Source organism: Actinomyces vulturis (genome assembly GCF_001687305.1).
In the GTDB taxonomy this organism is placed as follows: Bacteria; Actinomycetota; Actinomycetes; order Actinomycetales; family Actinomycetaceae; genus Actinomyces; species Actinomyces vulturis.
Window position 1 is genome coordinate 260,047 of record NZ_KV700385.1, and the last position, 21,966, is coordinate 282,012.

At 58.6% G+C, this 21,966-nt stretch carries 33 protein-coding genes; all 33 read right to left on the reverse strand.

Going from position 1 to position 21,966, the window contains the following annotated elements; translation table 11 throughout:
- Positions 1–239 precede the first annotated feature (239 nt).
- The 33 genes from A9753_RS01005 to tuf all read right to left on the reverse strand — a co-directional run bounded on the left by A9753_RS01005 (position 240) and on the right by tuf (position 21,872).
- Positions 240–1,691: a phosphoglucomutase/phosphomannomutase family protein gene (locus tag A9753_RS01005; RefSeq protein WP_067778928.1), complete on the reverse strand. Its 1,452-nt coding sequence runs from the start codon at positions 1,689–1,691 to the stop codon at positions 240–242.
- 258 nt (positions 1,692–1,949) lie between these two features.
- Positions 1,950–2,666: a 50S ribosomal protein L17, sunset domain variant gene (rplQ, locus tag A9753_RS01010; RefSeq protein WP_067778929.1), complete on the reverse strand. Its 717-nt coding sequence runs from the start codon at positions 2,664–2,666 to the stop codon at positions 1,950–1,952.
- A gap of 28 nt (positions 2,667–2,694) precedes the next feature.
- Positions 2,695–3,699, reverse strand: coding sequence for a DNA-directed RNA polymerase subunit alpha (locus A9753_RS01015; RefSeq protein ID WP_067778930.1), 1,005 nt, complete (start codon positions 3,697–3,699; stop codon positions 2,695–2,697).
- 147 nt (positions 3,700–3,846) lie between these two features.
- The gene (gene rpsK, locus A9753_RS01020; protein ID WP_067778935.1) at positions 3,847–4,248 is read right to left on the reverse strand and encodes a 30S ribosomal protein S11; all 402 of its coding nucleotides are present in this window, start codon (positions 4,246–4,248) and stop codon (positions 3,847–3,849) included.
- A 58-nt stretch (positions 4,249–4,306) separates the two neighbouring features.
- Positions 4,307–4,681: a 30S ribosomal protein S13 gene (gene rpsM, locus A9753_RS01025; protein ID WP_067778938.1), complete on the reverse strand. Its 375-nt coding sequence runs from the start codon at positions 4,679–4,681 to the stop codon at positions 4,307–4,309.
- Positions 4,682–4,844: 163 nt separating this feature from the next.
- On the reverse strand, positions 4,845–4,958 hold the full coding sequence (gene rpmJ, locus A9753_RS01030) for a 50S ribosomal protein L36 (protein ID WP_005987264.1): 114 nt from the start codon (positions 4,956–4,958) through the stop codon (positions 4,845–4,847).
- A gap of 37 nt (positions 4,959–4,995) precedes the next feature.
- On the reverse strand, positions 4,996–5,217 hold the full coding sequence (gene infA / locus A9753_RS01035; RefSeq protein WP_067778940.1) for a translation initiation factor IF-1: 222 nt from the start codon (positions 5,215–5,217) through the stop codon (positions 4,996–4,998).
- Between the two features lie 262 nt (positions 5,218–5,479).
- A complete protein-coding gene (map, locus tag A9753_RS01040; RefSeq protein WP_067778942.1) occupies positions 5,480–6,358 on the reverse strand; it encodes a type I methionyl aminopeptidase in 879 nt (292 codons plus the stop codon).
- A gap of 110 nt (positions 6,359–6,468) precedes the next feature.
- Complete coding sequence (locus tag A9753_RS01045) at positions 6,469–7,053, reverse strand: adenylate kinase (RefSeq protein WP_176702699.1); 585 nt, start codon at positions 7,051–7,053, stop codon at positions 6,469–6,471.
- Positions 7,050–8,342 carry a preprotein translocase subunit SecY gene (gene secY / locus A9753_RS01050; protein ID WP_067778945.1) on the reverse strand — a complete coding sequence of 431 codons (1,293 nt, stop codon included), beginning with the start codon at positions 8,340–8,342 and terminating at the stop codon, positions 7,050–7,052. Before secY ends, A9753_RS01045 begins: the two co-directional genes overlap by 4 nt.
- 247 nt (positions 8,343–8,589) lie before the next feature.
- Positions 8,590–9,072, reverse strand: coding sequence for a 50S ribosomal protein L15 (gene rplO / locus A9753_RS01055; RefSeq protein WP_067778948.1), 483 nt, complete (start codon positions 9,070–9,072; stop codon positions 8,590–8,592).
- Between the two features lie 2 nt (positions 9,073–9,074).
- The gene (gene rpmD, locus A9753_RS01060) at positions 9,075–9,257 is read right to left on the reverse strand and encodes a 50S ribosomal protein L30 (RefSeq protein WP_067778951.1); all 183 of its coding nucleotides are present in this window, start codon (positions 9,255–9,257) and stop codon (positions 9,075–9,077) included.
- On the reverse strand, positions 9,257–9,964 hold the full coding sequence (rpsE, locus tag A9753_RS01065; RefSeq protein WP_067778954.1) for a 30S ribosomal protein S5: 708 nt from the start codon (positions 9,962–9,964) through the stop codon (positions 9,257–9,259). Before rpsE ends, rpmD begins: the two co-directional genes overlap by 1 nt.
- A gap of 34 nt (positions 9,965–9,998) precedes the next feature.
- Entirely contained in the window at positions 9,999–10,373 is a 375-nt protein-coding gene (gene rplR, locus A9753_RS01070; RefSeq protein ID WP_067780209.1) for a 50S ribosomal protein L18, read from the reverse strand.
- A gap of 2 nt (positions 10,374–10,375) precedes the next feature.
- Positions 10,376–10,915 (reverse strand): 50S ribosomal protein L6, encoded by a 540-nt coding sequence (rplF, locus tag A9753_RS01075; protein ID WP_067778958.1) that lies wholly within the window; start codon positions 10,913–10,915, stop codon positions 10,376–10,378.
- 20 nt (positions 10,916–10,935) lie between these two features.
- Entirely contained in the window at positions 10,936–11,334 is a 399-nt protein-coding gene (gene rpsH / locus A9753_RS01080) for a 30S ribosomal protein S8 (RefSeq protein WP_067778962.1), read from the reverse strand.
- 56 nt (positions 11,335–11,390) lie between these two features.
- Positions 11,391–11,576 (reverse strand): type Z 30S ribosomal protein S14, encoded by a 186-nt coding sequence (locus tag A9753_RS01085; protein ID WP_067778965.1) that lies wholly within the window; start codon positions 11,574–11,576, stop codon positions 11,391–11,393.
- Between the two features lies 1 nt (position 11,577).
- Positions 11,578–12,135 carry a 50S ribosomal protein L5 gene (rplE, locus tag A9753_RS01090; RefSeq protein ID WP_067778968.1) on the reverse strand — a complete coding sequence of 186 codons (558 nt, stop codon included), beginning with the start codon at positions 12,133–12,135 and terminating at the stop codon, positions 11,578–11,580.
- 2 nt (positions 12,136–12,137) lie between these two features.
- Positions 12,138–12,482, reverse strand: coding sequence for a 50S ribosomal protein L24 (rplX, locus tag A9753_RS01095; protein ID WP_067778971.1), 345 nt, complete (start codon positions 12,480–12,482; stop codon positions 12,138–12,140).
- A 3-nt stretch (positions 12,483–12,485) separates the two neighbouring features.
- The gene (rplN, locus tag A9753_RS01100) at positions 12,486–12,854 is read right to left on the reverse strand and encodes a 50S ribosomal protein L14 (RefSeq protein ID WP_067778974.1); all 369 of its coding nucleotides are present in this window, start codon (positions 12,852–12,854) and stop codon (positions 12,486–12,488) included.
- Positions 12,855–13,121: 267 nt separating this feature from the next.
- Positions 13,122–14,495: an MFS transporter gene (locus A9753_RS01105; protein WP_067778977.1), complete on the reverse strand. Its 1,374-nt coding sequence runs from the start codon at positions 14,493–14,495 to the stop codon at positions 13,122–13,124.
- 192 nt (positions 14,496–14,687) lie between these two features.
- Positions 14,688–14,972 carry a 30S ribosomal protein S17 gene (gene rpsQ, locus A9753_RS01110; RefSeq protein ID WP_067778982.1) on the reverse strand — a complete coding sequence of 95 codons (285 nt, stop codon included), beginning with the start codon at positions 14,970–14,972 and terminating at the stop codon, positions 14,688–14,690.
- Positions 14,969–15,214, reverse strand: coding sequence for a 50S ribosomal protein L29 (gene rpmC, locus A9753_RS01115; protein WP_067778985.1), 246 nt, complete (start codon positions 15,212–15,214; stop codon positions 14,969–14,971). Before rpmC ends, rpsQ begins: the two co-directional genes overlap by 4 nt.
- Entirely contained in the window at positions 15,214–15,633 is a 420-nt protein-coding gene (gene rplP / locus A9753_RS01120; RefSeq protein WP_067778988.1) for a 50S ribosomal protein L16, read from the reverse strand. The genes rpmC and rplP overlap by 1 nt, the downstream gene beginning before the upstream one ends.
- A 3-nt stretch (positions 15,634–15,636) precedes the next feature.
- Entirely contained in the window at positions 15,637–16,446 is an 810-nt protein-coding gene (gene rpsC, locus A9753_RS01125; RefSeq protein WP_067778991.1) for a 30S ribosomal protein S3, read from the reverse strand.
- Positions 16,446–16,823 (reverse strand): 50S ribosomal protein L22, encoded by a 378-nt coding sequence (rplV, locus tag A9753_RS01130; RefSeq protein WP_067778994.1) that lies wholly within the window; start codon positions 16,821–16,823, stop codon positions 16,446–16,448. The genes rpsC and rplV overlap by 1 nt, the downstream gene beginning before the upstream one ends.
- A 31-nt stretch (positions 16,824–16,854) precedes the next feature.
- Positions 16,855–17,133, reverse strand: coding sequence for a 30S ribosomal protein S19 (gene rpsS / locus A9753_RS01135; protein WP_067778998.1), 279 nt, complete (start codon positions 17,131–17,133; stop codon positions 16,855–16,857).
- Between the two features lie 12 nt (positions 17,134–17,145).
- Positions 17,146–17,982 carry a 50S ribosomal protein L2 gene (gene rplB, locus A9753_RS01140; RefSeq protein ID WP_067779001.1) on the reverse strand — a complete coding sequence of 279 codons (837 nt, stop codon included), beginning with the start codon at positions 17,980–17,982 and terminating at the stop codon, positions 17,146–17,148.
- Positions 17,983–18,005: 23 nt separating this feature from the next.
- Positions 18,006–18,311, reverse strand: coding sequence for a 50S ribosomal protein L23 (rplW, locus tag A9753_RS01145; protein ID WP_067779004.1), 306 nt, complete (start codon positions 18,309–18,311; stop codon positions 18,006–18,008).
- On the reverse strand, positions 18,308–18,952 hold the full coding sequence (rplD, locus tag A9753_RS01150; protein WP_067779007.1) for a 50S ribosomal protein L4: 645 nt from the start codon (positions 18,950–18,952) through the stop codon (positions 18,308–18,310). The genes rplW and rplD overlap by 4 nt, the downstream gene beginning before the upstream one ends.
- A gap of 4 nt (positions 18,953–18,956) precedes the next feature.
- Entirely contained in the window at positions 18,957–19,625 is a 669-nt protein-coding gene (rplC, locus tag A9753_RS01155; RefSeq protein ID WP_067779010.1) for a 50S ribosomal protein L3, read from the reverse strand.
- A gap of 11 nt (positions 19,626–19,636) precedes the next feature.
- Positions 19,637–19,945 carry a 30S ribosomal protein S10 gene (gene rpsJ, locus A9753_RS01160; protein WP_012867945.1) on the reverse strand — a complete coding sequence of 103 codons (309 nt, stop codon included), beginning with the start codon at positions 19,943–19,945 and terminating at the stop codon, positions 19,637–19,639.
- Positions 19,946–20,681: 736 nt separating this feature from the next.
- On the reverse strand, positions 20,682–21,872 hold the full coding sequence (tuf, locus tag A9753_RS01165) for an elongation factor Tu (RefSeq protein WP_067779013.1): 1,191 nt from the start codon (positions 21,870–21,872) through the stop codon (positions 20,682–20,684).
- Positions 21,873–21,966 lie beyond the last annotated feature (94 nt).

Below are 21,966 nucleotides of genomic sequence, written 5' to 3' on the forward strand. Positions count from 1 at the left end.
GCCGTCCTTCTCCAACCACTCGGCGAGACGTTCTACTCTCCCCGAGAACACTTATCACTCTTATCTTTGTTTCTTTGGCCAGCAAAAAAGTCGTTTTTATCCGGCTCATCCCCCTGCCTCGATGTGCCGGCCACCTTCATCAGATTGGCCACTGATTTTTACGCCAATGCGTGAGTCCTTTCCTCAATCGAGGCATGGACTCACGCATTGCTATCAGGAAGGTTTTCAGCCTGCCTCTATCAGCCCAACTTGTAGTAACGCAGCACGGTGTCAACAACCTCTCGGGCTTGATCCATCGTCTGCATTTCAGCAAAGATACGCAAAACCGGTTCGGTGCCAGAGAATCGGATAATGACCCAGCCACCGTTGTCAAAGACGATCTTGCAACCGTCCATCGTGGAGACAGAGGAAATTGGCATAGCAAAGTCCGGCAAGTCCCGATCTTCCATAATGCGCGTAGTCAAAGGTGCTTTGAGTTCTGCGGGGAAGGTGACACTTTCTTCAGCCATCTCGAGGCGTCCGTAGCGATCAAGAATGTCGGCGTAGATTTCGGAGAGTTTCTTGCCCTTCTTTGCCACCATTTCCACTAGGAGAGTGCCGGCGTATACGCCGTCCTTGCCGGCAATGTGACCACGAACGGTCAAGCCGCCGGAGGATTCACCGCCAATCACGGCATCGTGATCGGACATGGCTTTACTGACCCACTTAAAGCCCACGGGGACTTCATAGCATTCCTGGCCATGCGCCTTAGCCACGCGGTCCAACAGGTGGGTGGTGGCCACGTTACGCACGCAGGGACCTTTCCATCCCTTGTCCACCATGAGGTACTCGTAGAGCAGGACGAGGATCTGGTTGGGGTGGAGGAATGCGCCGGTATCGTCGATCACGCCGAGACGGTCAGCGTCACCGTCGGTTGCAATACCCAATGCTGCACCGCGTTCCACTACTTCGCGGGCCAAAGCATGTGTAGTTGCCGAGGAGGGGCTGGGCAGGCGGCCGCCGAAGAGTGTGTCGCGACGTTCGTGGATGGTTTCCACTTCGCAGCGTGCGGTCAGCAGGATGGTCTGCAGACAGGTGCGCGATACTCCGAACATCGGGTCAAGGACGATGTCCATGTGTGCGTGACGAATGGCTTCCACATCAACGGCCTGAAGGATGGCGTCGATATACCAGTTCATGGAGGTCTGTGTGGTGATAAGACCTTCCTTTTTCGCCGTTTCACACGAAGCAACACGGATGTCTTCGGGACCAAGCGCATTGGCCTTATCCTGCATGGGAGTAGTGATGGTGACTTCGGCGTCACGCCCGCCCTTAGTGAAGATCTTGATGCCGTTATAAGTAGCAGGGTTGTGGGATGCGGTAACTGCCAAGCCGTAAGCACAGCCCATGTCACGTACCGTCCACATAATCATAGGAGTGGGTGCAGGGCGGTCGATAATGTGGGCTCGAATACCATTTCCTGCGATAACCTCAGCAAACCACCAGGCAAATTCTGGTGAAAGGAAGCGCTGATCGTAACCAATCACAACGGGCAGATTTGCTTTATCCTCATCAATGATGGTGATCGCCAACGCTTGGGCCAGGCGCTGCACATTGTACTTAGTGAAACCATCGGAGATGATGTCACGCCAGCCACCTGTACCGAAGTGAATCTCTGGGACATCTTGAGCAACGAGTGGTGAGACTGGCATGTATGCTCCTTCGCAATGATAGTTGTGCCTCCATGCTAGTAGGTGACCGTAAGCACGTCACCCTTAATGCCAACATATTCGCCGCAAAAGCATGTGTAGAAATCATATTGCCGCGGAGTGCAAATACACACCGCTAAGTTAACGACCCCTAAAACATCATGATGCCAAAGCAATGGGGCCCGAGCAGACGCTCGGGCCCCATGAGAACGTTTCCTTACTCTCTCACCTGAACGATGAGTGAAGTGGGAGAACTAAGGCTCAGGCCTCAACCTTCTGAGCGGCAGCGCCACCGGCAGGAGCGAAGCCTGCAGCCTCAGCTGCTTCAGTGGTGTCAAACCAAACCTCGGCGACAGTAGCGTCGTACCAGCGGGATCCAGGAACGTGGTACTTCATGGAGTCCTCGTTGCCTTTGATCTGGTGGTCAGCGTCGGGAGCCTCAGATGAACCTTCAGCAAGGCGGACGGAGCCGGGGTACTCGGTTACTTCAGCAGAAGTTGCTGCTTCTGCTTCGGCAGCCTTGTCTTCAGACTTGGCTTCTGCCTTGTCCTCAGCGACGGCCTTCTTAGCTGCCTTCTTGGCGGTGGCCACGGCGTCAGCCACGACCTCCTTCTTGGCGACGGGCTCGAGCACCAGGGAGATCACTGCCATGGGGGCGTTGTCGCCCTTACGGGGAGCGGTCTTGATGATGCGGGTGTAGCCACCGTCACGACCTTCGAACTGGGGTGCCAGTTCTTCGAAAAGGCGGTAGACAGCAAACTTGTCGGTGATGGTACGCATCACGGTACGGCGTGCGTGGAGGTCACCACGCTTAGCCTTGGTGATGAGTTTCTCGACCACGGGGCGAAGGCGCTTGGCGCGTGCTTCGGTGGTGGTGATGGATTCGTGAACGATAAGCTGGGTGGCCAGATTGGCGAGCATGTGACGCTCGTGCTGTGCGGAGCCTCCCAGACGGGGTCCCTTAGTGGGGCGAGGCATTGTTGTCTCCTAGAATTGATCGAGCTGCTCAGGCAGGCTGCTCGTCGCTGAACGTGGGATTGGTGTCGTAAGCCTCGGAGTCACCGAAGTCAACGGGAGAGCCCTTAAGGGCAAGTCCCAGTTCGGCCAACTTCTCCTTGATTTCGGAGATGGACTTGGCACCAAAGTTACGGATGTCGAGCAGGTCGGCTTCAGAGCGGGCAACGAGTTCGCCCACGGTGTGAATGCCCTCACGCTTGAGTGCGTTGGAGGAGCGAGCCTGAAGGTCAAGTTCGTCAATACCCAGAGCCAGATCCTGCTGGAGGGCCTGATCAGTGGGGGAAGGACCAACCTCGATACCTTCTGCTTCGACGTTGAGCTCACGGGCGAGGCCGAAGAGCTCCACAAGCGTCTTACCGGCGCTAGCCAGTGCGTCGCGTGGGGTCATGCAGGGCTTGGTTTCCACGTCAACGATGAGACGGTCAAAGTCCGTACGCTGTTCCACACGGGTGGCTTCAACAGAGTAGGAGACCTTCTTGACCGGGGAGTAGATGGAGTCCACGGGTATGACCGTGATGGCTGCGTCAGCCATCTTGTTCTGGTTGGCAGACACGTAGCCGCGTCCACGTTCCACGGTCAACTCGATTTCGATCTTGCCCTTCTCGTTAAGAGTGGCGATCACGAGATCGGGGTTGTGCACCTCAACACCGGCGGGAGGAGTGATGTCACCAGCGGTAACAACTCCGGGGCCAGTCTTGCGCAGGTACATCACCACGGGCTCATCGTTTTCCGATGACAGCACAATCTCCTTGATGTTGAGGATGATCTGTGCAACGTCTTCCTTCACGCCGGGCAGGGTGCGGAACTCGTGGGGAACGCCTTCGATGCGGATGGAGGTGACTGCTGCTCCAGGGATGGAGGACAGCAGGGTCCGGCGCAGGGAGTTGCCCAGGGTGTAGCCAAAGCCAGGCTCAAGGGGCTCAAGAATGAACCGTGAACGACGGTCCTCTTCCACAACCTCTTCGGTCAGAGTGGGTCGCTGTGCAATAAGCACGTGGTGTCCTTTCGTGGCGGCGCCCGCTATATGACGCCGATCCTCTTGGTTGACGGGTGATGAGATGGCTCATCGCCCTACATGCTCCGCGATAACGCGGTGCGCGGTGAGCCGGGTGGCTTGACCAGTCCGGCTCACCGAGTTGAATCAGACGCGGCGGCGCTTGGGGGGACGGCAGCCGTTGTGAGCCTGGGGTGTGACGTCCGTGATGGAGCCAACCTCAAGGCCTGCAGCCTGAAGGGAGCGGATGGCGGTTTCGCGGCCAGAGCCGGGGCCCTTAACGAAAACGTCAACCTTCTTCATGCCATGTTCCTGTGCGCGGCGAGCAGCAGCCTCGGCGGCGAGCTGTGCAGCGTAAGGGGTGGACTTACGTGAGCCCTTGAAACCAACCTGGCCGGAGGAGGCCCAGGCGATCACTGCACCGGTGGGGTCAGTGAGGGACACGATGGTGTTGTTGAAGGTGGACTTGATGTAAGCGTTGCCGTGGGTAACGTTCTTCCGGTCCTTACGACGCGGCTTGCGCACGGCACTGCGGTTCTTGGGAGGCATTGTTCCTTCTTAAAAATGTGAGGTCATCGGATCGCATGCGTCAAGCATGCGACTACAATTACTTGGCCTTCTTCTTACCGGCCACGGTGCGCTTGGGGCCCTTGCGGGTACGAGCGTTGGTCTTGGTGCGCTGGCCGTGCACGGGGAGGTGACGGCGGTGACGCAGACCCTGGTAGCAACCGATTTCAATCTTGCGGCGGATGTCAGCCTGAACCTCGCGGCGCAGGTCACCCTCGACCTTGTAGTTTTCGTCGATGAAGGTACGAAGCTTCACGAGGTCTTCCTCGGAAAGATCCTTCACGCGGGTGTCAGGGTTAACACCGGTGGCCTTGAGAGTCTCGTCTGCGCGAGTCTTGCCAATGCCAAAAATGTAAGTGAGCGCGATCTCGGTCCGCTTTTCGCGGGGGAGGTCGACGCCGGAAATGCGTGCCACTGTTGTGGTTCTCCTTGTGTGTCCTAGAGGTCGTCACCCATCTGCCCAGACTTTCTGCCTGGCCCCGGCCTCCAGGAACCGGGGGTATGAACTCTAGGAGTTCATGCGATGGATGCTTGTGTTACTCAACCGTCCGCGTAACGGCTGGTAGCGCAGGGGTATTTCAGCCCTGACGCTGCTTGTGACGCGGATTTTCGCAGATGACCATGACACGGCCGTGGCGACGAATCACCTTGCAGTTGTCACAGATCTTCTTAACGCTCGGCTTGACCTTCATGATGTTCCTCCGCTGGCCCCACCTAGGGGGCAGCTTGTCACTTGTAGCGGTAGACGATGCGGCCGCGGGTCAGATCGTACGGGCTCAGTTCCACAACTACCCGATCCTCAGGGAGGATTCGGATGTAGTGCTGGCGCATCTTACCCGAGATGTGAGCGAGCACAATGTGCCCATTACTCAATTCAACCCGGAACATTGCATTGGGAAGTGCCTCGACGACCGATCCCTCGACCTCGATGACTCCGTCCTTCTTCGCCATGTTCCTCCGTCTTGTGCTAGTCGCTGGCGTAAGCCCCGACGACGACGCCGCCGGGCTGGGTACAATCTGTGCCTTTCCAGCGGATAATCTTCCGTTGGGTAGTGGCGACGATTATGCAATCTTCGCTCTTAACGCACCTCGTCAAAGGTGCGCAGGTTCTCAGACGTACGTCCAACGAGCAACTTTACGTGAATTTCCCCCCTGAGCGCTATCCCAAAGTGGAATTGTGAGCGGTGGTTCCTACCACACATCAGTGCGCTTGTCAGGCTTCGACGGGAACTAGTCCGTAGGGTGCGAGTTCCTTTGCTCCCCCATCGGGACTGGTCAGAACCCATACACCGCTACGTGTCAGCGCTACGGTGTGCTCCCAATGAACGGCCCGTGAGCCGTCAGTAGTCTGGACAGTCCAGTCATCATCCCACGTCCACGTTTCTTCCTTAGGGCCACCGATGATGATCGGTTCGATAGCAAGCACCATCCCAGGCTGAAGTTTGGGGCCGCGGGTGGAACTGTCGTAGTTCACTACGTCGGGGCTCATGTGCATAGCAGTGCCGATTCCATGACCACCGTATTCAGTAGCGATGGACAGAGGTACACCGTGTTTACGGCTGGATTGATCAATAGACTCTTCGACAGTTTTACCGATGATGTTCACGCGGGCGTTCTTATCCGACCACTGATTTTGACCAAGGCGAGCCAGTTCAGCGATAGCATCCCACAGGGACTTGTATGTGGCTTGATCGAGGATGCGATCAGCATCGTTACGATATTCACCGCCCACAATAGCGGTGAAACAGGCGTCACCATGCCATTGTTTGCCATTGGCAGTCAGATAGGCACCGCAGTCGAAAGAGACAAGGTCCCCATCGTCGAGAGGCTCATCTCCGGGAATTCCGTGAACCACCACGTCGTTAACACTGATGCACACACTGGCGGGATATCCGTAATAGCCCAGGAAGTTAGAGCGCGCATTGTGTTTAGCAATGACCTCACGGCATATCTGATCAAGTTCGCGAGGGGTCACACCTGCTCGAACGTTTTCTCGTAGTTCGTGGTGAATATCAGCAACCACCAGTCCTGCTTTGCGCATGGTACGAACTTGGGCCGGAGTTTTGATTTCTACGGAATTGCGTCCAAACATGGTGCTTATTCTGCCTCGTTACGATGATTGCGGCGCGGCGCGGCCCACGTGCAGTGGGCCACGCCGCGATAAGTTGTAATAGGAGTTCATACTCCGGGTATTGCCGGTGGTCAGTGAGCATTCAGAGCGTCACGCAAGACGCTCATGATGCGCTCGGTGACGTCATTAATCTCACCAATACCATCAACCTGAAGCAGTAAATCGCGTTCACGGTACATGGCAGCCAGAGGTTCAGTCTGCTCTGCATACACCTCAAGGCGGCGGCGGATGACGGGTTCAGTGTCATCAGCGCGACCCTGTTCCTGGGCGCGGTTGAGCAGACGCTCAACAACAACGTCACTGTCTGCAGTAATTTCCACGACGGCATCGAGGCCAAGGCCGCGCTCTTCGAGCATACGGTCCAGTTCGTGAACCTGTGCTTCGGTGCGGGGGTAGCCGTCAAGGAGGAAGCCTTCAACGCAGTCAGGCTGGCTGATGCGGTCGGCGACCATCGCGTTGGTCACGGAGTCGGGAACGTATTCGCCCTTGTCCATGTACTCCTTAGCCTTGAGGCCAAGTTCGGTTCCACCAGCAACGTTCGAGCGGAAGATATCTCCGGTGGAGATGGCGGGAATGTTGAGGGCTGCGCAGATACGTTCTGCCTGTGTGCCTTTGCCTGCCCCGGGAGGGCCTAGCAGCACCATACGTGCACTCATGAGAGGAATCCTTCGTAGTGTCGCTGTTGGAGTTGGGAGTTAATTTCCTTAACCGTCTGCAGACCAACGCCCACCATAATGAGGATCGTTGTTCCACCGAACGGAAGATTCTGGGACAGGCCCAGGCCGATGACTGCCAGGGTAGGCAGGAGGGCGAGGACTGTCAGGTAGATAGCACCTGCGGTGGTGATACGGCTGATCACGTAACTGAGGTACTTGACGGTGGGTTCACCGGCACGGATACCGGGGATGAAGCCACCATATTTCTTCATATTGTCGGCCACTTCCTGGGGATCGAAAGTGATGGCCGTGTAGAAGAAAGTGAAGAAGATCAGGAGCAGTGCGTAGAGCACGAGGTGCACGGTGTCGGTGGGGCCGAGGTTACGGGCGATCCACTGGACCCATCCGTCGGTGGGGTTACCGAAGCGGGAGATCATCTGGGGCATGGCGAGCAGTGAGGCTGCGAAGATCACGGGGATCACGCCGGCCATGTTGATCTTGATGGGAATGTAGGTGGTGGATCCACCGAGCATGCGGCGTCCGACCATGCGCTTGGCGTACTGGACCGGGATACGGCGGGTGGCCTGTTCAACGAAGACCACGGCAAGGGTTGCCAGGAGCACGATGGCGACCACGGCGAGGAACTTGCCCAGGCCACCGTTACCACCGGCGATGGACCACATGGACTGAGGGAACTTGGCCACGATGGAGGTGAAGATCAGCAGGCTCATGCCGTTACCGATACCGTTTTCGGTGATGAGTTCGCCCAGCCACATAACCAGGCCGGTTCCTGCGGTCATGGTAATGACCATGATGGACAGGGTAAGAATGGAGGTGTCCGGGATAATCGGCACGGTACATCCGTGGAAGAGGTTGCCGTTGGCTGCGGTGGCCACGATCGTGGAGGACTGCAGCAGCCCCAGGCCGATAGTGAGGTAGCGGGTGTACTGGGTAAGTTTGGCGGTACCCTGCTGGCCTTCTTGGTGCAGTTGTTCGAAGTGTGGGATGACCACGCGGAGCAACTGAATGATGATGGAGGCGGTGATGTAGGGCATGATGCCGAGCGCGAATACGCTCAACTGCAGCAGTGCACCACCGGAGAAAATGTTGATGAGGCTGATGAGTCCGGCGTCTTCAGACTGGCCGATGCACTGTTGGACGTTATGCATCGATACACCGGGAGTCGGCACCACGGAACCCAAGCGGAAAAGGGCCATGATGGCGAAGGTGAAGAGCAGTTTGCGCCTCAGATCCGGCGTTTTAAACGCCTGCAGGAATGCGCTGAGCACTCATCTCTCCTGTCAACGAAGGGACTAAATAGCACGCGCAGGGCCTGCACGCACACAAAACTAGGCCTACCTTACCCCGGATAGCGGGCACATTCATAGATGAGTCATGACTAACGCCGTATCGTCACCTTTCGCAAGTATCTTGACAAGTAATGGTGGCCCTCCCCGATTGGGGAGGGCCACCATTACTTGCGTTCACCACCGAAGTGGTTGACACGATGAGTCAGTTATTCAGCAGTGCGTGATTTCACTCAGCAGCCTTGATGGAGCCGCCTGCTGCCTCAACCTTGGAGGCTGCGGATGCGGACCATGCGTCTGCGGTGATCTCGAGAGCGACAGTAACGTCACCAGCACCGAGAACCTTGACGGGGCGGCCAGCGCGCACGGCGCCCTTAGCCACGAGATCGTCAACACTCACTGCGCCACCAGCGGGGAACAGTTCGGCGATACGGCCGACGTTCACCGGCTGGAATTCCACGCGGTTGCGGTTTTTGAAGCCACGGAGCTTGGGCAGACGCATGTGCAGAGGCATCTGGCCACCCTCGAAGCCTGCGGAAACCTGGTAACGGGCTTTAGTGCCCTTGGTGCCGCGGCCAGAGGTCTTACCCTTGCTGGCTTCACCACGACCCACGCGGGTCTTGGCTTTCTTGGAGCCTTCAGCAGGACGCAGGTGGTGAATCTTCACCACACGAGTCTGTTCCTGCTCGGCCTTCTTTGTGGACTGTGCCATGGTCAGTCAACCTCCTCAACAGTTACGAGGTGTGAAACCGTGGCGATCATGCCGCGTACGGTCTGAGAGTCCTCGCGAACCACGGACTGGCGGATCTTGCGCAGACCGAGAGACTTGAGGGTCTCACGCTGGCGGTGAGTGCCGCCAATACCGGACTTGATCTGGGTCACCTTGAGCTGTGCCATCACGCTTCGCCTCCTTCAGAAGCCTTAGCAGCTTCCTTTTTTTCAGCTTCAGCGCGCTTCTCAGCTTCACCCTCGGCGCGTGCACGCAGCATGGACTGCGGTGCAACATCCTCAAGAGGCAGGCCACGACGTGCGGCCACAGCCTCGGGCTGCTCCAACTTCTTCAATGCGTCCACAGTGGCGTGAACGATGTTGATGGCGTTGGAAGAGCCAAGGGACTTGGAGAGAATGTCGTGGATACCTGCACAGTCGAGCACGGCGCGAACCGGGCCGCCGGCGATAACACCGGTACCGGGGCTTGCCGGACGAAGGAGAACGACGCCTGCGGCGTCTTCACCCTGAACGATGTGCGGAATGGTACGGCGGATCATGGGGACGTGGAAGAAGTTCTTCTTCGCAATCTCCACACCCTTGGCAATGGCGGTAGGAACTTCCTTCGCCTTGCCATAACCAATACCCACAGTGCCTTCACCGTCACCAACAACCACGAGAGCGGTGAAGGTGAATCGGCGGCCGCCCTTGACGACCTTGGAGACACGGTTAATAGTGACGACGCGCTCAATGTACTTGTCGTCGTTGCCACGACCCTTGTCGCGGCGATCGTTGTTGCGGTCGCGGCGGCCGCGGCCCTCGCCCCGGCGCTCGTTGTCCTCGCGCTGGGCCTGGCCGTCGGACGACTGGGACCTGCCTCGCTGCGGTGCAGCCATCAGATGTTCCTCTGCTTTCTGTCGTCAGACTGGCTCAGAGAGCCAGACCGCCCTCGCGGGCGCCTTCGGCTACGGCCGCGACACGGCCGTGGTACTTGTTACCGCCACGGTCGAACACAACCGCGTCAATGCCGAGTGCCTTGGCACGTTCGGCGATGAGTTCGCCCACCTTGCGGGCTGCGCCCACCTTGTGGCCTTCCACTCCCTGAGCAGCCTTCTCCAGAGTGGAGGCAGCACACAGGGTACGACCCACGGTGTCGTCCACGATCTGAGCAACCATGTGACGGTTGGATCGGGTAACAACGAGACGGGGACGCTCGGGGGTGCCGTTGATGTGCTTGCGCACACGCTGGTGGCGGATCTTGCGGGCAACGGCCTTGCCCTTGCCCCTCTTGATCGAGTAAGCCATGGTCACTTACCAGCCTTTCCGACCTTGCGGCGCACGTTCTCGCCTGCGTAGCGCACACCCTTACCCTTGTAGGGCTCCGGGGGGCGAATCTTGCGGATGTTGGCGGCTACCTCGCCTACCTGCTCCTTAGAGATACCGGAAACGGTGATCTTGGTGTTGCCCTCAACCTGAAGGGTGATTCCCTCAGGAGGCTCAACAACCACAGTGTGGGAGAAGCCGAGGGAGAGCTCAATAGCCTGGCCCTTGGCGGCCACACGGTAACCGGTGCCGACGATCTCAAGTTTCTTTTCGTAACCCTCAGTCACACCAATCACCATGTTATTGATGAGAGTGCGGCTCAGGCCGTGCAGGGAGCGTGATTCACGCTCGTCGTTGGGACGGGTGACCTCAATGGATCCATCCTCAAGGCGAGCAACGCTCAGGGGCGCGGAAATCGTACGGGACAGGGTACCCTTAGGGCCCTTGACCGTAACGTCATTGCCGTCGATTGTGACGTCCACTCCGGCGGGAACCGGAACGGGGAGCCTTCCAATACGGGACATGGTTTTCCTCCGTTCCTATCTCACCAGATGTAAGCGAGGACTTCCCCGCCCACACCCTTGTTCTCAGCCTGCTTGTCAGTCAGGAGGCCGGATGAGGTGGACAGAATAGCCACCCCCAGACCGCCGAGGACCTTGGGCAGGTTCGTGGACTTGGCGTAAACGCGCAGACCGGGCTTGGAGACTCGGCGCACGCCCTTGATGGCGCGCTGGCGGTTTGCACCGTACTTCAGACGCAGAGTGAGGGTCTTGCCGACCTCTGCATCAGTAACCTCGTAGCCGGCGATGTAGCCCTCGGCTTCCAACATCGCTGCGATGTTGACCTTGAGCTTGCTCGACGGCATCGAGACGGTTTCATGGAATGCCTGGTTAGCATTCCGCAGACGAGTAAGCATGTCTGCAATGGGGTCTGTCATAGTCATGAGTGGGCCTCAGCCCTTCCTCGTCGGGGTTTCCTTACGGACCTTCGACGTAGTCGTTACCAGCTGCTCTTGGTCACGCCGGGGAGTTCGCCGCGCAGGGCCATCTCCCTCAGGCAGATACGGCACAGGCCGAACTTGCGGTACACCGAGTGGGGGCGGCCACAGCGCTGGCAGCGCGTGTAGGCGCGAACACCGAACTTCGGCTTACGGTTCGCCTTCTGGATCAGAGCGGTCTTCGCCATGTCACTTCTCCTTGAAGGGGAAGCCGAGCTGCTTGAGCAAAGAGCGGGCTTCCTCATCGGTCTTAGCCGTGGTCACCACGGTGATGTCCATGCCGCGAACGCGGTCAATTTTGTCCTGCTCAATCTCGTGGAACACAGCCTGCTCAGTGAGACCAAACGTGTAGTTGCCGTTCCCATCGAACTGCTTGGGGGACAGACCACGGAAGTCGCGGATACGGGGAAGAGAGATCGAGATGAGTCGATCAAGGAATTCCCACATGCGATCACCACGAAGGGTGACGTGCGCACCAATGGGCATACCCTCACGCAACTTGAACTGTGCAATGGACTTGCGTGCCTTGGTCACCTGGGGCTTCTGACCGGTGATAGCGGTCAGGTCGCGCACAGCACCTTCGATCATCTTGGAATCGTGGGCTGCTTCACCCACACCCATGTTGACAACAACCTTAACGATGCGGCCAACTTCCATGACGTTGTTGTGTCCGAACTCTTTAAGGAGAGCAGGACGAATCTCGTCGTTGTACTGAGTCTTGAGACGGGGAGTGGTGTTCTCAGCCATGCTCACAACTCCTTCCCAGACTTCTTGGCGTAACGCACACGGACGGTACGCTTACGGCCGTTGGCACGCTCGCCTTCTTCGACACGGAAGCCCACGCGAGTACGCTTCTTGGTCTCGGGATCAACGAGCATGACGTTGGAGGCGTGAATGGGGGCCTCAACGGTCTCGATGCCACCAGTGCGAGCACCCTGGGCGCTCTGGCCAACCTTGACGTGCTTAGTGACGCGCTGAACGCCTTCCACAACCACGCGGTCGGTGTCGGTCAGGACTTCGAGCACACGGCCCGTCTTGCCCTTGTCTTTTCCGGCGATAACGATGACCTGGTCACCCTTTTTAATGCGTGCCATGAATCAGATCACCTCCGGAGCGAGTGAAACGATGCGCATAAACTTCTTATCGCGAAGTTCACGGCCAACGGGGCCAAAGATGCGCGTACCGCGCGGCTCTCCGTCGTTCTTAAGGATGACGGCTGCGTTTTCGTCAAAACGGATGTACGAGCCATCGGGGCGTCGGCGCTCTTTACGAGTACGCACGACAACAGCCTTGACTACGTCGCCCTTCTTAACGTTGCCGCCGGGGATGGCGTCCTTCACGGTGGCGACGATGGTGTCGCCGATACCCGCATAGCGCCGACCCGAGCCACCGAGTACACGGATGCACAGGATTTCCTTGGCACCGGTGTTGTCGGCGACCTTCAGTCGCGACTCCTGCTGGATCATTGAATGTTCTCCTGTCGTCGAGCCGGTTCTCAGGGATCACCCGAGCCTAGCCGAACGTTCTTTCGGTGGAACGTACTCCTGCACCCGCCTCTACGGGTACGGATTCCTCAGCACGTATGTCCCACCAGACACAGGCGCATCACGCGCGAGGTCTCTGGAGGGCACACTGAGGGTGTACGCAACTGTGCAAGCCTATTACATGGCCTGGCTGCAACGAAACCGGGGACGGTGGTGCAGGCCTGTGCCTTTGCTCACCAGCCACTCCACTTATAGTGACATCAGTGCAGTTGTTCCCGATGATGCACGCCTACTCAGCGGCAGCATCGTAAGCGTGACTATTCCAAGAAATATGAAAAGGACGACAGGAAGAATCGGCACGTTATGGGCATATGACCAACCAACGGCGGAGGCCAAGAGTGTTCCCACAACATTGATTGGTACGCTTTCAATGAGAAGCATGGCACTGGAGATCTCCATAGCGTCAATGCCGTCATTCTCAATCGGCGGACTCATCACCACGTTCAACGTGTCTAGGAATGATAATCCGATACCCAATCCGGCAAAGGCCCACCCGATGAAGAACACAGCAGCCCAATGCATCCACATGCTGACACCCATCACAATGAGGCACACTGCGAGCAACACTCCCCCGGTGCACACGCGCATAAGGTAGACGCGCTGAGTAGTTGCCGGTTTAGGACCGGTCCATAGTCCCGTCAGCGCCCATGCCAACCCCGAACAGGACAATAGCCAGGTGATTTGTGTGGCCGAGTAGTCGAAGTTCTCATGCCCAATCAAGGTGATCACCATGTCGGCACCCAAATAAGCCATATTGACGACGCCGAGAAGCACCAATGCTGCATGTCGCGTCTTTCCAGCACGCAAAGTTCGGTTGGGAAGAAGACGACGTAACGCAACGAATGCAACCGCGATACCTGCGATTGCGACAAGCAAAACCCACTGGCCAGCCCGATTCATCAGACCTAAAGCAAGAATTGAGCCAGATAACGCAAGAGCCCACCCAAAGGGAAGTTTGGCAGATTGGCGGGGCTCGACGTCGTCGATAAATCGCATCTGCCAGGCAATGACCAGACGGGCCACCAGTAGGAAGGGGAGGTAGATCACCATGGCCCAACGCCAGTTAAGAGCGCTGGCAACTACTCCCCCGTAGGTGGGTCCGATGAGTGCGGAGAAGACCCATGTGAGGTTGTTTAAGGCGAGCACCTTCTGGCGCATCGTTGCGGGCAGGAACTTAACGATGGCTCCAGTGGAGACGACGGCAAGGGCGCCGCTAGCGAGACCAGAGATGATGCGCCCAACAACAAAAATCCCCAGTGATGGGGCTAATGCGCTCATCAAGCCGGCTGCGATGGATATGACGGTCAGGAGCGTGAATGCGCGGGACATGCCCATCACTCGTGTGATAGCTGGCGCCATCGGCATGGTGATGAATGTGGCAGCCATGCCTGCCCCAACGAGAAGTCCGTAGGACTGCACCGCGTTAAAGTCGTTGGCAATCAACGGATTGATGGTGGCCGCGACGTAGACTTGCATGCCGCTAATAAGTTCGATGAGGACAAGGCTGAGAGCCAAGACGCCCAGACGACTAGTCCAAGAGACGTCGTCCTGAGTAGTGATCATGGGTGCCCTTCGCAGCGCAGTGGTCAGCGGTCAATACGGTGGCCTCATCATACTGAGGGCGGTCGTAGGAGACACTGGTGGGAAAACGCCAATGGCGCTATGCCTCGTAATGAGACATAGCGCCATCGTGACGAAGTTTCCGCAGTGAAGCGGAGCGGTCATGATCGAGCGATCATGGGTGAATCGAAAAGATCACTTAGCCTTTTCGATGACCCGGGTCAGACGCCAGTGCTTGGTGGCGCTGAGGGGACGGGTCTCCATGATCTCGACGAGGTCGCCAACACCAGCGGTGTTGTTCTCATCGTGAACCTTGACCTTCTTGGAACGACGGAGAACCTTGCCGTAGAGAGAGTGCTTGTAGCGCTCTTCCACGAGGACCACAACGGTCTTCTCCATCTTGTCGGATACTACGTAGCCACGGCGAACCTTGCGCTCATTGCGCTCGGTGGTGGCCTCAGCGGTGGGGTTCTCGCTCACTTGGACTCCTCCGTGCTCGGAGCGGTACGGATGCCGAGCTCACGCTCGCGCACGATCGTGTAGATGCGGGCGATATCCCGACGCACGGCCTTGAGACGGCCGTGGTCTTCGAGCTGACCGGTTGCTGCGGCAAAACGCAGGTTAAACAGTTCAGCCTTCGCCTTGGTGAGCTCCTCGGTGAGGCGCTCGTTATCCATGGCGTCCAGGTCGGACGGGGTCAATCCCTTGGAACCGATAGCCATCAGACGTCACCACCCTCACGAGTTACAAAACGGGTTTTCATTGGGAGCTTGTGCATTGCGCGGCGCATTGCCTCGCGTGCCAGCGGCTCAGGAACACCAGCGAGCTCGAACATGATGCGTCCAGGCTTGACGTTGGCGACCCACCATTCAGGCGCACCCTTACCGGAACCCATACGGGTTTCAGCGGGCTTCTTGGTCAGCGGGCGATCGGGGAAGATGTTGATCCACACCTTACCGCCACGCTTGACGTGACGCGTCATGGCGATACGGGCTGCTTCGATCTGGCGGTTGGTGATGTAGGCGGGCTCAAGAGCCTGGATGCCGTAATCACCGAAAGCGATCTGGTTGCCGCCCTTGCTCAGGCCCGTGCGGTGCGGGCGATGCTGCTTGCGGAACTTTGTCCGGCGAGGAATGAGCATTTCTCAGGCCTCCGTCTGCTGGTCGGCGGCAGCGGTCTCGGCGGCCGACTGCTGCTCGGCCCGCTGCTCGGAGTTCTGACGGGGGGCGCGCTCGCCACGGCGTCCGCCGCGACGTTCGTTGCGACCGCCGCGACCGCGAGGTGCGGACTCGGCCTGCTGACGAGCGAACTCGCGCTCGGTCACATCGCCCTTGTAGATCCACACCTTGACGCCGAGACGTCCGAATGTGGTCTTTGCTTCGTAGAAGCCGTAGTCGATGTTTGCACGGAGGGTGTGCAGGGGCACACGGCCTTCGCGGTAGAACTCGCTGCGGCTCATTTCAGCGCCACCGAGACGACCGGAGCACTGGACACGGATGCCCTTGGCGCCGGCGCGCATGGCGGACTGCATACCCTTACGCATGGCGCGACGGAAAGAAACGCGAGAAGCGAGCTGCTCTGCGATTCCCTGTGCGACAAGCTGGGCGTCGATTTCGGGGTTCTTCACCTCGAGGATGTTGAGTTGAACCTGCTTACCGGTGAGCTTTTCGAGCTGACCGCGCAGACGCTCTGCCTCAGCACCACGGCGACCGATCACAATACCGGGACGTGCGGTGTGCAGGTCCACGCGGACACGGTCACGAGTGCGCTCGATGTCCACCTTGGCGATGCCGGCACGCTCAAGTCCATCGGACATGAGGCGGCGGATTTCAACGTCCTCTGCGACGAAGTCGCGGTAACGCTGGCCAGGCTTGGTGGAATCAGCGAACCACCGTGAACGGTGATCAGTGGTGATGCCCAGGCGGAACCCGGTCGGGTTGACCTTCTGCCCCATTACCGGGCTCCTTCCTTGTTGGCGATGTCGTCCTTGGTGGCGACAACGATAGTGATGTGGCTGGTTCGCTTCATGATTCGACCAGCGCGCCCCTGGGCACGCGGGCGGAAACGCTTGAGGGTGGGACCCTCGTCAGCGAATGCCTCAACGATGAACAGATCCTCTTCGCGGAATTCTTCGCCTGCGGCTTCTGCCTTGTAACGGGCATTGGCAACAGCGGACTCCACAACCTTGCGCACCGGCACGGCAGCTGCCTGCGGGGCAAAGCGGAGGGTGTTGGTGGCCTCAAGTGCACGCTTGCCGCGGACAACGTCAACGATGCGACGTGCCTTCATCGGCGTGCAGCGCACGTACTTGGCCTGCGCCTTTGCTTCCATTTGTTATGCCTCTCTTCTCGCTCGGGTGGTCTCAGCGACGCGACTTGCGGTCGTCCTTGACGTGCCCGCGGAAGGTGCGGGTGGGAGCAAACTCGCCGAGCTTGTGGCCCACCATGGACTCGGTGACGAAGACCGGGACATGCTTGCGACCGTCGTGGACGGCGAAGGTGTGTCCGAGGAACTCCGGGGTGATAACAGACCGGCGAGACCAGGTCTTGATGACGTTCTTGGTGCCCTTTTCGTTCTGGGCGTCCACCTTCTTCTGAAGGTGTTCGTCGACGAAGGGGCCCTTCTTCAGACTGCGTGGCATATCGGGCTCCTATCAGCGCTTCTTGCCGGTCCGGCGACGACGCACGATGAGGCGATCGCTGGATTTGTTGGGACGGCGGGTACGACCCTCGGGCTTGCCCCAGGGAGAGACGGGGTGACGACCACCAGAGGTACGGCCTTCACCACCACCGTGGGGGTGGTCCACAGGGTTCATCACAACACCACGGACAGTCGGGCGAACACCCTTCCAGCGCATACGGCCGGCCTTGCCCCAGTTGATGTTGGACTGCTCTGCGTTACCGACCTCACCAACGGTTGCGCGGCAAGCGATTTCCACGTTGCGGATTTCGCCAGAGGGCATACGCAACTGGGCGTACTTGCCTTCCTTAGCAACCAACTGGACGGAGGTGCCAGCGGAGCGTGCGATCTTGGCTCCACCACCGGGACGCAGTTCCACAGCGTGGATCACGGTACCGAGGGGAATGTTGCGCAGAGGCAGGTTGTTACCGGGCTTGATGTCAGCGGTAGGACCAGCCTCGACAACGTCGCCCTGACCCAACTTGTTGGGGGCGATGATGTAGCGCTTTTCGCCGTCTGCGTAGTGCAGCAGGGCAATGCGAGCGGTGCGGTTGGGGTCGTACTCGATGTGAGCGACCTTAGCCGGGATGCCATCCTTGTCGTGACGACGGAAGTCGATCACGCGGTAGGCACGCTTGTGGCCGCCGCCCTTGTGACGGGTGGTGACGCGGCCGTTGTTGTTACGGCCACCGGACTTGCTTAGAGGACGAAGCAGGCTCTTCTCGGGCTCGCTGCGCGTGATCTCGACGAAGTCGGCCACGGAGGAGCCACGACGGCCGGGCGTCGTCGGCTTGTACTTACGGATTCCCATGTCGATCCTTTACCTTCCGTGGCTCACTCAGCCACATCGCCAAAGATGTCGATGGTCCCCTCGCGCAGCGTGACGATCGCGCGCTTGGTGTCCTTGCTCTTGCCCAGACCGGAACGAGTACGGCGGGTCTTGCCAACACGGTTGACCGTGTTCACAGAAGCAACCTTGACACCGAAGATGGACTCAACAGCCTGCTTGATTTCAGTCTTGTTGCTTCCCGGTGCCACGAGGAACGTGTACTGGCCACGATCCATGCAGGCGTAGGACTTTTCGGAGACAACCGGTGCGACGATGACGTCGCGCGGGTTCTTGGTCTTCTCGAGGCTCACTTGGATTCCTCCTCACCGTTGCCGAGGAATGCATCCAGGGCTGCGGAAGTGAAGACGACGTCATCGTTCACGAGAACGTCGTAGGTGTTCAGCTGATCGGCCCAGAGAACGTGTGCCTCAGGGGCGTTACGCAGGCTGAGGGCGCTGAGATCATCGTTGCGTGCGATAACAACCAAAGCCTTACGCTCGGTGAGGTTACGCAGCGCGGACAGAGCGCTCTTGGTGGAGGGCTTGTCATTGGTGATGAACTCGGTGATGACGTGAACGCGGCCGTTACGAGCGCGGTCAGACAAAGCGCCACGCAGAGCAGCAAGCTTCATCTTCTTGGGGGTGCGCTGGGTGTAGTCGCGGGGCTGGGGGCCATGGACCGTGCCGCCACCAGCGAACTGGGGAGCGCGGGTTGAACCCTGGCGAGCACGACCGGTGCCCTTCTGGCGGTAAGGCTTGCGTCCACCACCGCGGACCATGCCGCGGGTCTTGGTAGCGTGAGTGCCCTGGCGGGCGGCAGCCAACTGAGCCACCACAACCTGGTGCATCAGCGGAATGTTGGTTACTGCGTCGAAGACTTCTGCAGGAAGTTCGGCGGTGCCGGTCTTCTTGCCGGTGGAGTCAACGACGTCGACGGTCAGAACGTCAGACATGGTTTCAGGCCCCCTTCACGGCGGTACGAACCACGACCACGGAGCCCTTGGGGCCCGGGATCGCACCGTTGACGAGAAGAACGCCCTTTTCGACGTCTACGCCACGGATCTTGAGGTTCTGAACGGTGCGGCGTGCGTGGCCCATGTGACCGGCCATGCGCAGGCCCTTGAAAATGCGGCCCGGGGTGGCGCAGGCGCCAACAGAACCAGGCTTGCGGTGGTTACGGTGAGCACCGTGGGAGGCGGAGACGCCCTTGAACCCGTGGCGCTTCATGACACCAGCAAAGCCCTTACCCTTGGAGGTACCAGTAACGTCAACCAACTGGCCAACTTCAAAGGTATCTGCAGCCAGTTCCTGGCCAACGGTGAATTCACCAGCGAGGGAAGTGCGAACCTCAGCGACGTGACGACGAGGGGTTACGCCAGCCTTATCAAAGTGGCCGGTGAGGGGCTTGGTGACATTACGAGGGTTGATCTCGCCGAATGCGAGCTGAACAGCCTCGTATCCGTCCGTCTCAACGGTACGGATCTGGGTTACAACGTTCTTATCGACGCGGACGACCGTGACGGGGCGGAGGATACCGTTCTCGTCCCAGATCTGCGTCATGCCGAGCTTGGTGCCGAGCAGCGCCTTAGCGGGCGCGGCGGCAGCCGGCGTGGAAATCGTGGTCATGGCAGGAATCCTCAGAGCTTAATCTCGATGTTGACATCGGCGGGCAGGTCAAGACGCATAAGCGAGTCAACAGCCTTGGGAGTCGGGTCGATGATGTCGATCAGCCGCTTGTGCGTGCGCATTTCAAAGTGCTCGCGGCTGTCCTTGTACTTGTGCGGCGACCGAATAACGCAGAACACGTTCTTCTCGGTCGGCAACGGCACCGGGCCTACGACTGTTGCACCAGCACGGGTCACAGTGTCGACGATTTTGCGCGCCGAACTATCGATGACCTCGTGGTCGTAGGACTTGAGCCGGATGCGGATCTTCTGTCCCGCCATGGCGCCTAACCTCTCTCATACTTTCGATGACCGGTCCACGCGTTCGGGCGTGTCGCAAAAAGCGACATACTCGAACCACCACAATGATGTGAGGATCGGTCTGGACACACGGAACTCGATCTTGTGATCAAGTCCGTCAAACTAGGTTCTTGGAGCGGTATGTGTGACTTGATGCCACAAGAATTGCTCTCAAGATGGCCGCCAGCAGGCAGACCTGCTCAAGGCGACTTGCCAACGTTATCAGTCTCCACCTAGGCATGAAAAGTCGAGAAGCCCTAAAACCCCTGTGAAGCCCACCACCCGACACCCGCGCTCGGGCGTGTCGCACGTGGATGAGAGGTAACACGGCCAAGCATATCCCCCCTAAGCCATCATCAAGTTTCCACTCCCCCACATGCTGAAACCTTTTAAGTATTGCCTGAAATTGAGGGTGAACGCACTGCTAGGTTGACGAAGTCCAATCTTCTCGAATTGCAGCTCTACGCTTACAAATAGAGATCATTCGGAGGCTCCACATTGCCGACTCACCTAATTGCTACGTAAAGAGATGCAACTTACGCACAACATATGTGATGTCCAGGCATAAGTAACCGCTCAGGTCTATACATCAACTTGCCAGTCATATTCCTACGCAGACAAAAGGGCCCCGCCACATAAGTGGCGGGGCCCTTGGGTCCTCCCGCTAAAGGGAAAAACTGATCAGATGATCAATTGAGTTGCGCTTAAAGCGCGTAACTCACTTGAGGATCTTGGTAACGCGGCCGGAACCAACGGTGCGGCCACCCTCGCGGATAGCGAAGCCGAGGCCCTCTTCCATAGCGATGGGCTGGATGAGTTCAACGGTCATCTCGGTGGTGTCACCAGGCATAACCATTTCGGTACCCTCGGGGAGGGTGATAACACCAGTCACGTCAGTGGTACGGAAGTAGAACTGAGGACGGTAGTTGGAGTAGAAGGGGTTGTGACGGCCACCCTCATCCTTGGTGAGGATGTAGACGTTGCCCTCGAACTGGGTGTGAGGAGTGATGGAGCCGGGGAGGCACACAACCTGGCCACGCTCAACATCTTCACGCTTGGTACCGCGGAGCAGCAGACCACAGTTCTCGCCTGCCCATGCTTCATCCATGGACTTGTGGAACATCTCGATACCGGTCACGGTGGTCTTCTGAGGCTCGCGAATACCGAGGATTTCGACCTCAGAGTTGATGGGGAGCTTACCGCGCTCAACACGACCGGTAACAACGGTGCCACGACCGGTGATGGTGAAGACGTCCTCGATGGGCATGAGGAAGGGCTTGTCCATGTCACGGGTGGGCTCGGGGATGAACTCATCCACGGCTTCCATGAGTTCCTCAACCTTGGCGGTCCACTCAGGATCACCTTCAAGGGCCTTGAGGGCGGAAACGCGGACAACGGGGGCGTTGTCGCCGTCGTAGTCCTGGCTGGAGAGGAGTTCACGAACTTCCATCTCGACGAGGTCGAGGAGTTCTTCGTCATCAACCATGTCGGACTTGTTCAGAGCAACGAGGAGGGCGGGGACGCCAACCTGGCGGGCGAGCAGAACGTGCTCGCGAGTCTGAGCCATGGGGCCGTCGGTAGCGGCGACAACGAGGATAGCGCCGTCCATCTGAGCAGCGCCGGTGATCATGTTCTTGATGTAGTCGGCGTGACCAGGAGCATCCACGTGAGCGTAGTGACGCTTGTCGGTCTGGTACTCAACGTGAGCGATGTTGATGGTGATACCACGCTGACGCTCTTCGGGAGCCTTGTCGATCTCGTCGAAGGGGGTGAAGGGGTTCAGCTCGGGGTACTTGTCGTGCAGAACCTTGGAGATGGCGGCAGTCAGCGTCGTCTTACCGTGGTCGACGTGACCGATCGTTCCGATGTTGACGTGCGGCTTGGTCCGCTCGAACTTGGCCTTGGCCACTGGGGTCCTCCTGAGGACTCGGGTAGGTCTACTCACTTTGTTTGGGCGTGGCCCAATACAAAGTCCGTGAATACCACGGATGAGCAGAGTATCT

Excerpts from the sequence above, each read along its gene's own strand:
- map (WP_067778942.1), bottom strand. The coding sequence starts at position 6,358 with ATGTTTGGACGCAATTCCGTAGAAATCAAAACTCCGGCCCAAGTTCGT.
- rpsS (WP_067778998.1), bottom strand. The coding sequence starts at position 17,133 with ATGCCACGCAGTCTGAAGAAGGGCCCCTTCGTCGACGAACACCTTCAG.
- rpsC (WP_067778991.1), bottom strand. The coding sequence starts at position 16,446 with ATGGGGCAGAAGGTCAACCCGACCGGGTTCCGCCTGGGCATCACCACT.
- A9753_RS01105 (WP_067778977.1), bottom strand. The coding sequence starts at position 14,495 with ATGATCACTACTCAGGACGACGTCTCTTGGACTAGTCGTCTGGGCGTC.
- rplQ (WP_067778929.1), bottom strand. The coding sequence starts at position 2,666 with ATGCCTCGCCCCACTAAGGGACCCCGTCTGGGAGGCTCCGCACAGCAC.
- rpsK (WP_067778935.1), bottom strand. The coding sequence starts at position 4,248 with ATGCCTCCCAAGAACCGCAGTGCCGTGCGCAAGCCGCGTCGTAAGGAC.
- rpsJ (WP_012867945.1), bottom strand. The coding sequence starts at position 19,945 with ATGGCGGGACAGAAGATCCGCATCCGGCTCAAGTCCTACGACCACGAG.
- A9753_RS01005 (WP_067778928.1), bottom strand. The coding sequence starts at position 1,691 with ATGCCAGTCTCACCACTCGTTGCTCAAGATGTCCCAGAGATTCACTTC.
- rplE (WP_067778968.1), bottom strand. The coding sequence starts at position 12,135 with ATGGCTGAGAACACCACTCCCCGTCTCAAGACTCAGTACAACGACGAG.
- rpmD (WP_067778951.1), bottom strand. The coding sequence starts at position 9,257 with ATGGCACAGCTCAAGGTGACCCAGATCAAGTCCGGTATTGGCGGCACT.
- rplC (WP_067779010.1), bottom strand. The coding sequence starts at position 19,625 with ATGACCACGATTTCCACGCCGGCTGCCGCCGCGCCCGCTAAGGCGCTG.
- rplF (WP_067778958.1), bottom strand. The coding sequence starts at position 10,915 with ATGTCCCGTATTGGAAGGCTCCCCGTTCCGGTTCCCGCCGGAGTGGAC.
- rpsH (WP_067778962.1), bottom strand. The coding sequence starts at position 11,334 with ATGACTATGACAGACCCCATTGCAGACATGCTTACTCGTCTGCGGAAT.
- rplX (WP_067778971.1), bottom strand. The coding sequence starts at position 12,482 with ATGGCACGCATTAAAAAGGGTGACCAGGTCATCGTTATCGCCGGAAAA.
- rplR (WP_067780209.1), bottom strand. The coding sequence starts at position 10,373 with ATGGCTTACTCGATCAAGAGGGGCAAGGGCAAGGCCGTTGCCCGCAAG.
- rplV (WP_067778994.1), bottom strand. The coding sequence starts at position 16,823 with ATGGAAGCAAAGGCGCAGGCCAAGTACGTGCGCTGCACGCCGATGAAG.
- rpmC (WP_067778985.1), bottom strand. The coding sequence starts at position 15,214 with ATGGCTATCGGTTCCAAGGGATTGACCCCGTCCGACCTGGACGCCATG.
- rplO (WP_067778948.1), bottom strand. The coding sequence starts at position 9,072 with ATGGCACAGTCCACAAAGAAGGCCGAGCAGGAACAGACTCGTGTGGTG.
- A9753_RS01045 (WP_176702699.1), bottom strand. The coding sequence starts at position 7,053 with ATGAGTGCACGTATGGTGCTGCTAGGCCCTCCCGGGGCAGGCAAAGGC.
- rpmJ (WP_005987264.1), bottom strand. The coding sequence starts at position 4,958 with ATGAAGGTCAAGCCGAGCGTTAAGAAGATCTGTGACAACTGCAAGGTG.
- infA (WP_067778940.1), bottom strand. The coding sequence starts at position 5,217 with ATGGCGAAGAAGGACGGAGTCATCGAGGTCGAGGGATCGGTCGTCGAG.
- A9753_RS01085 (WP_067778965.1), bottom strand. The coding sequence starts at position 11,576 with ATGGCGAAGACCGCTCTGATCCAGAAGGCGAACCGTAAGCCGAAGTTC.
- rpsE (WP_067778954.1), bottom strand. The coding sequence starts at position 9,964 with ATGGCTGCACCGCAGCGAGGCAGGTCCCAGTCGTCCGACGGCCAGGCC.
- rplB (WP_067779001.1), bottom strand. The coding sequence starts at position 17,982 with ATGGGAATCCGTAAGTACAAGCCGACGACGCCCGGCCGTCGTGGCTCC.
- rplP (WP_067778988.1), bottom strand. The coding sequence starts at position 15,633 with ATGCTCATTCCTCGCCGGACAAAGTTCCGCAAGCAGCATCGCCCGCAC.
- rplN (WP_067778974.1), bottom strand. The coding sequence starts at position 12,854 with ATGATCCAGCAGGAGTCGCGACTGAAGGTCGCCGACAACACCGGTGCC.
- rplD (WP_067779007.1), bottom strand. The coding sequence starts at position 18,952 with ATGTCTGACGTTCTGACCGTCGACGTCGTTGACTCCACCGGCAAGAAG.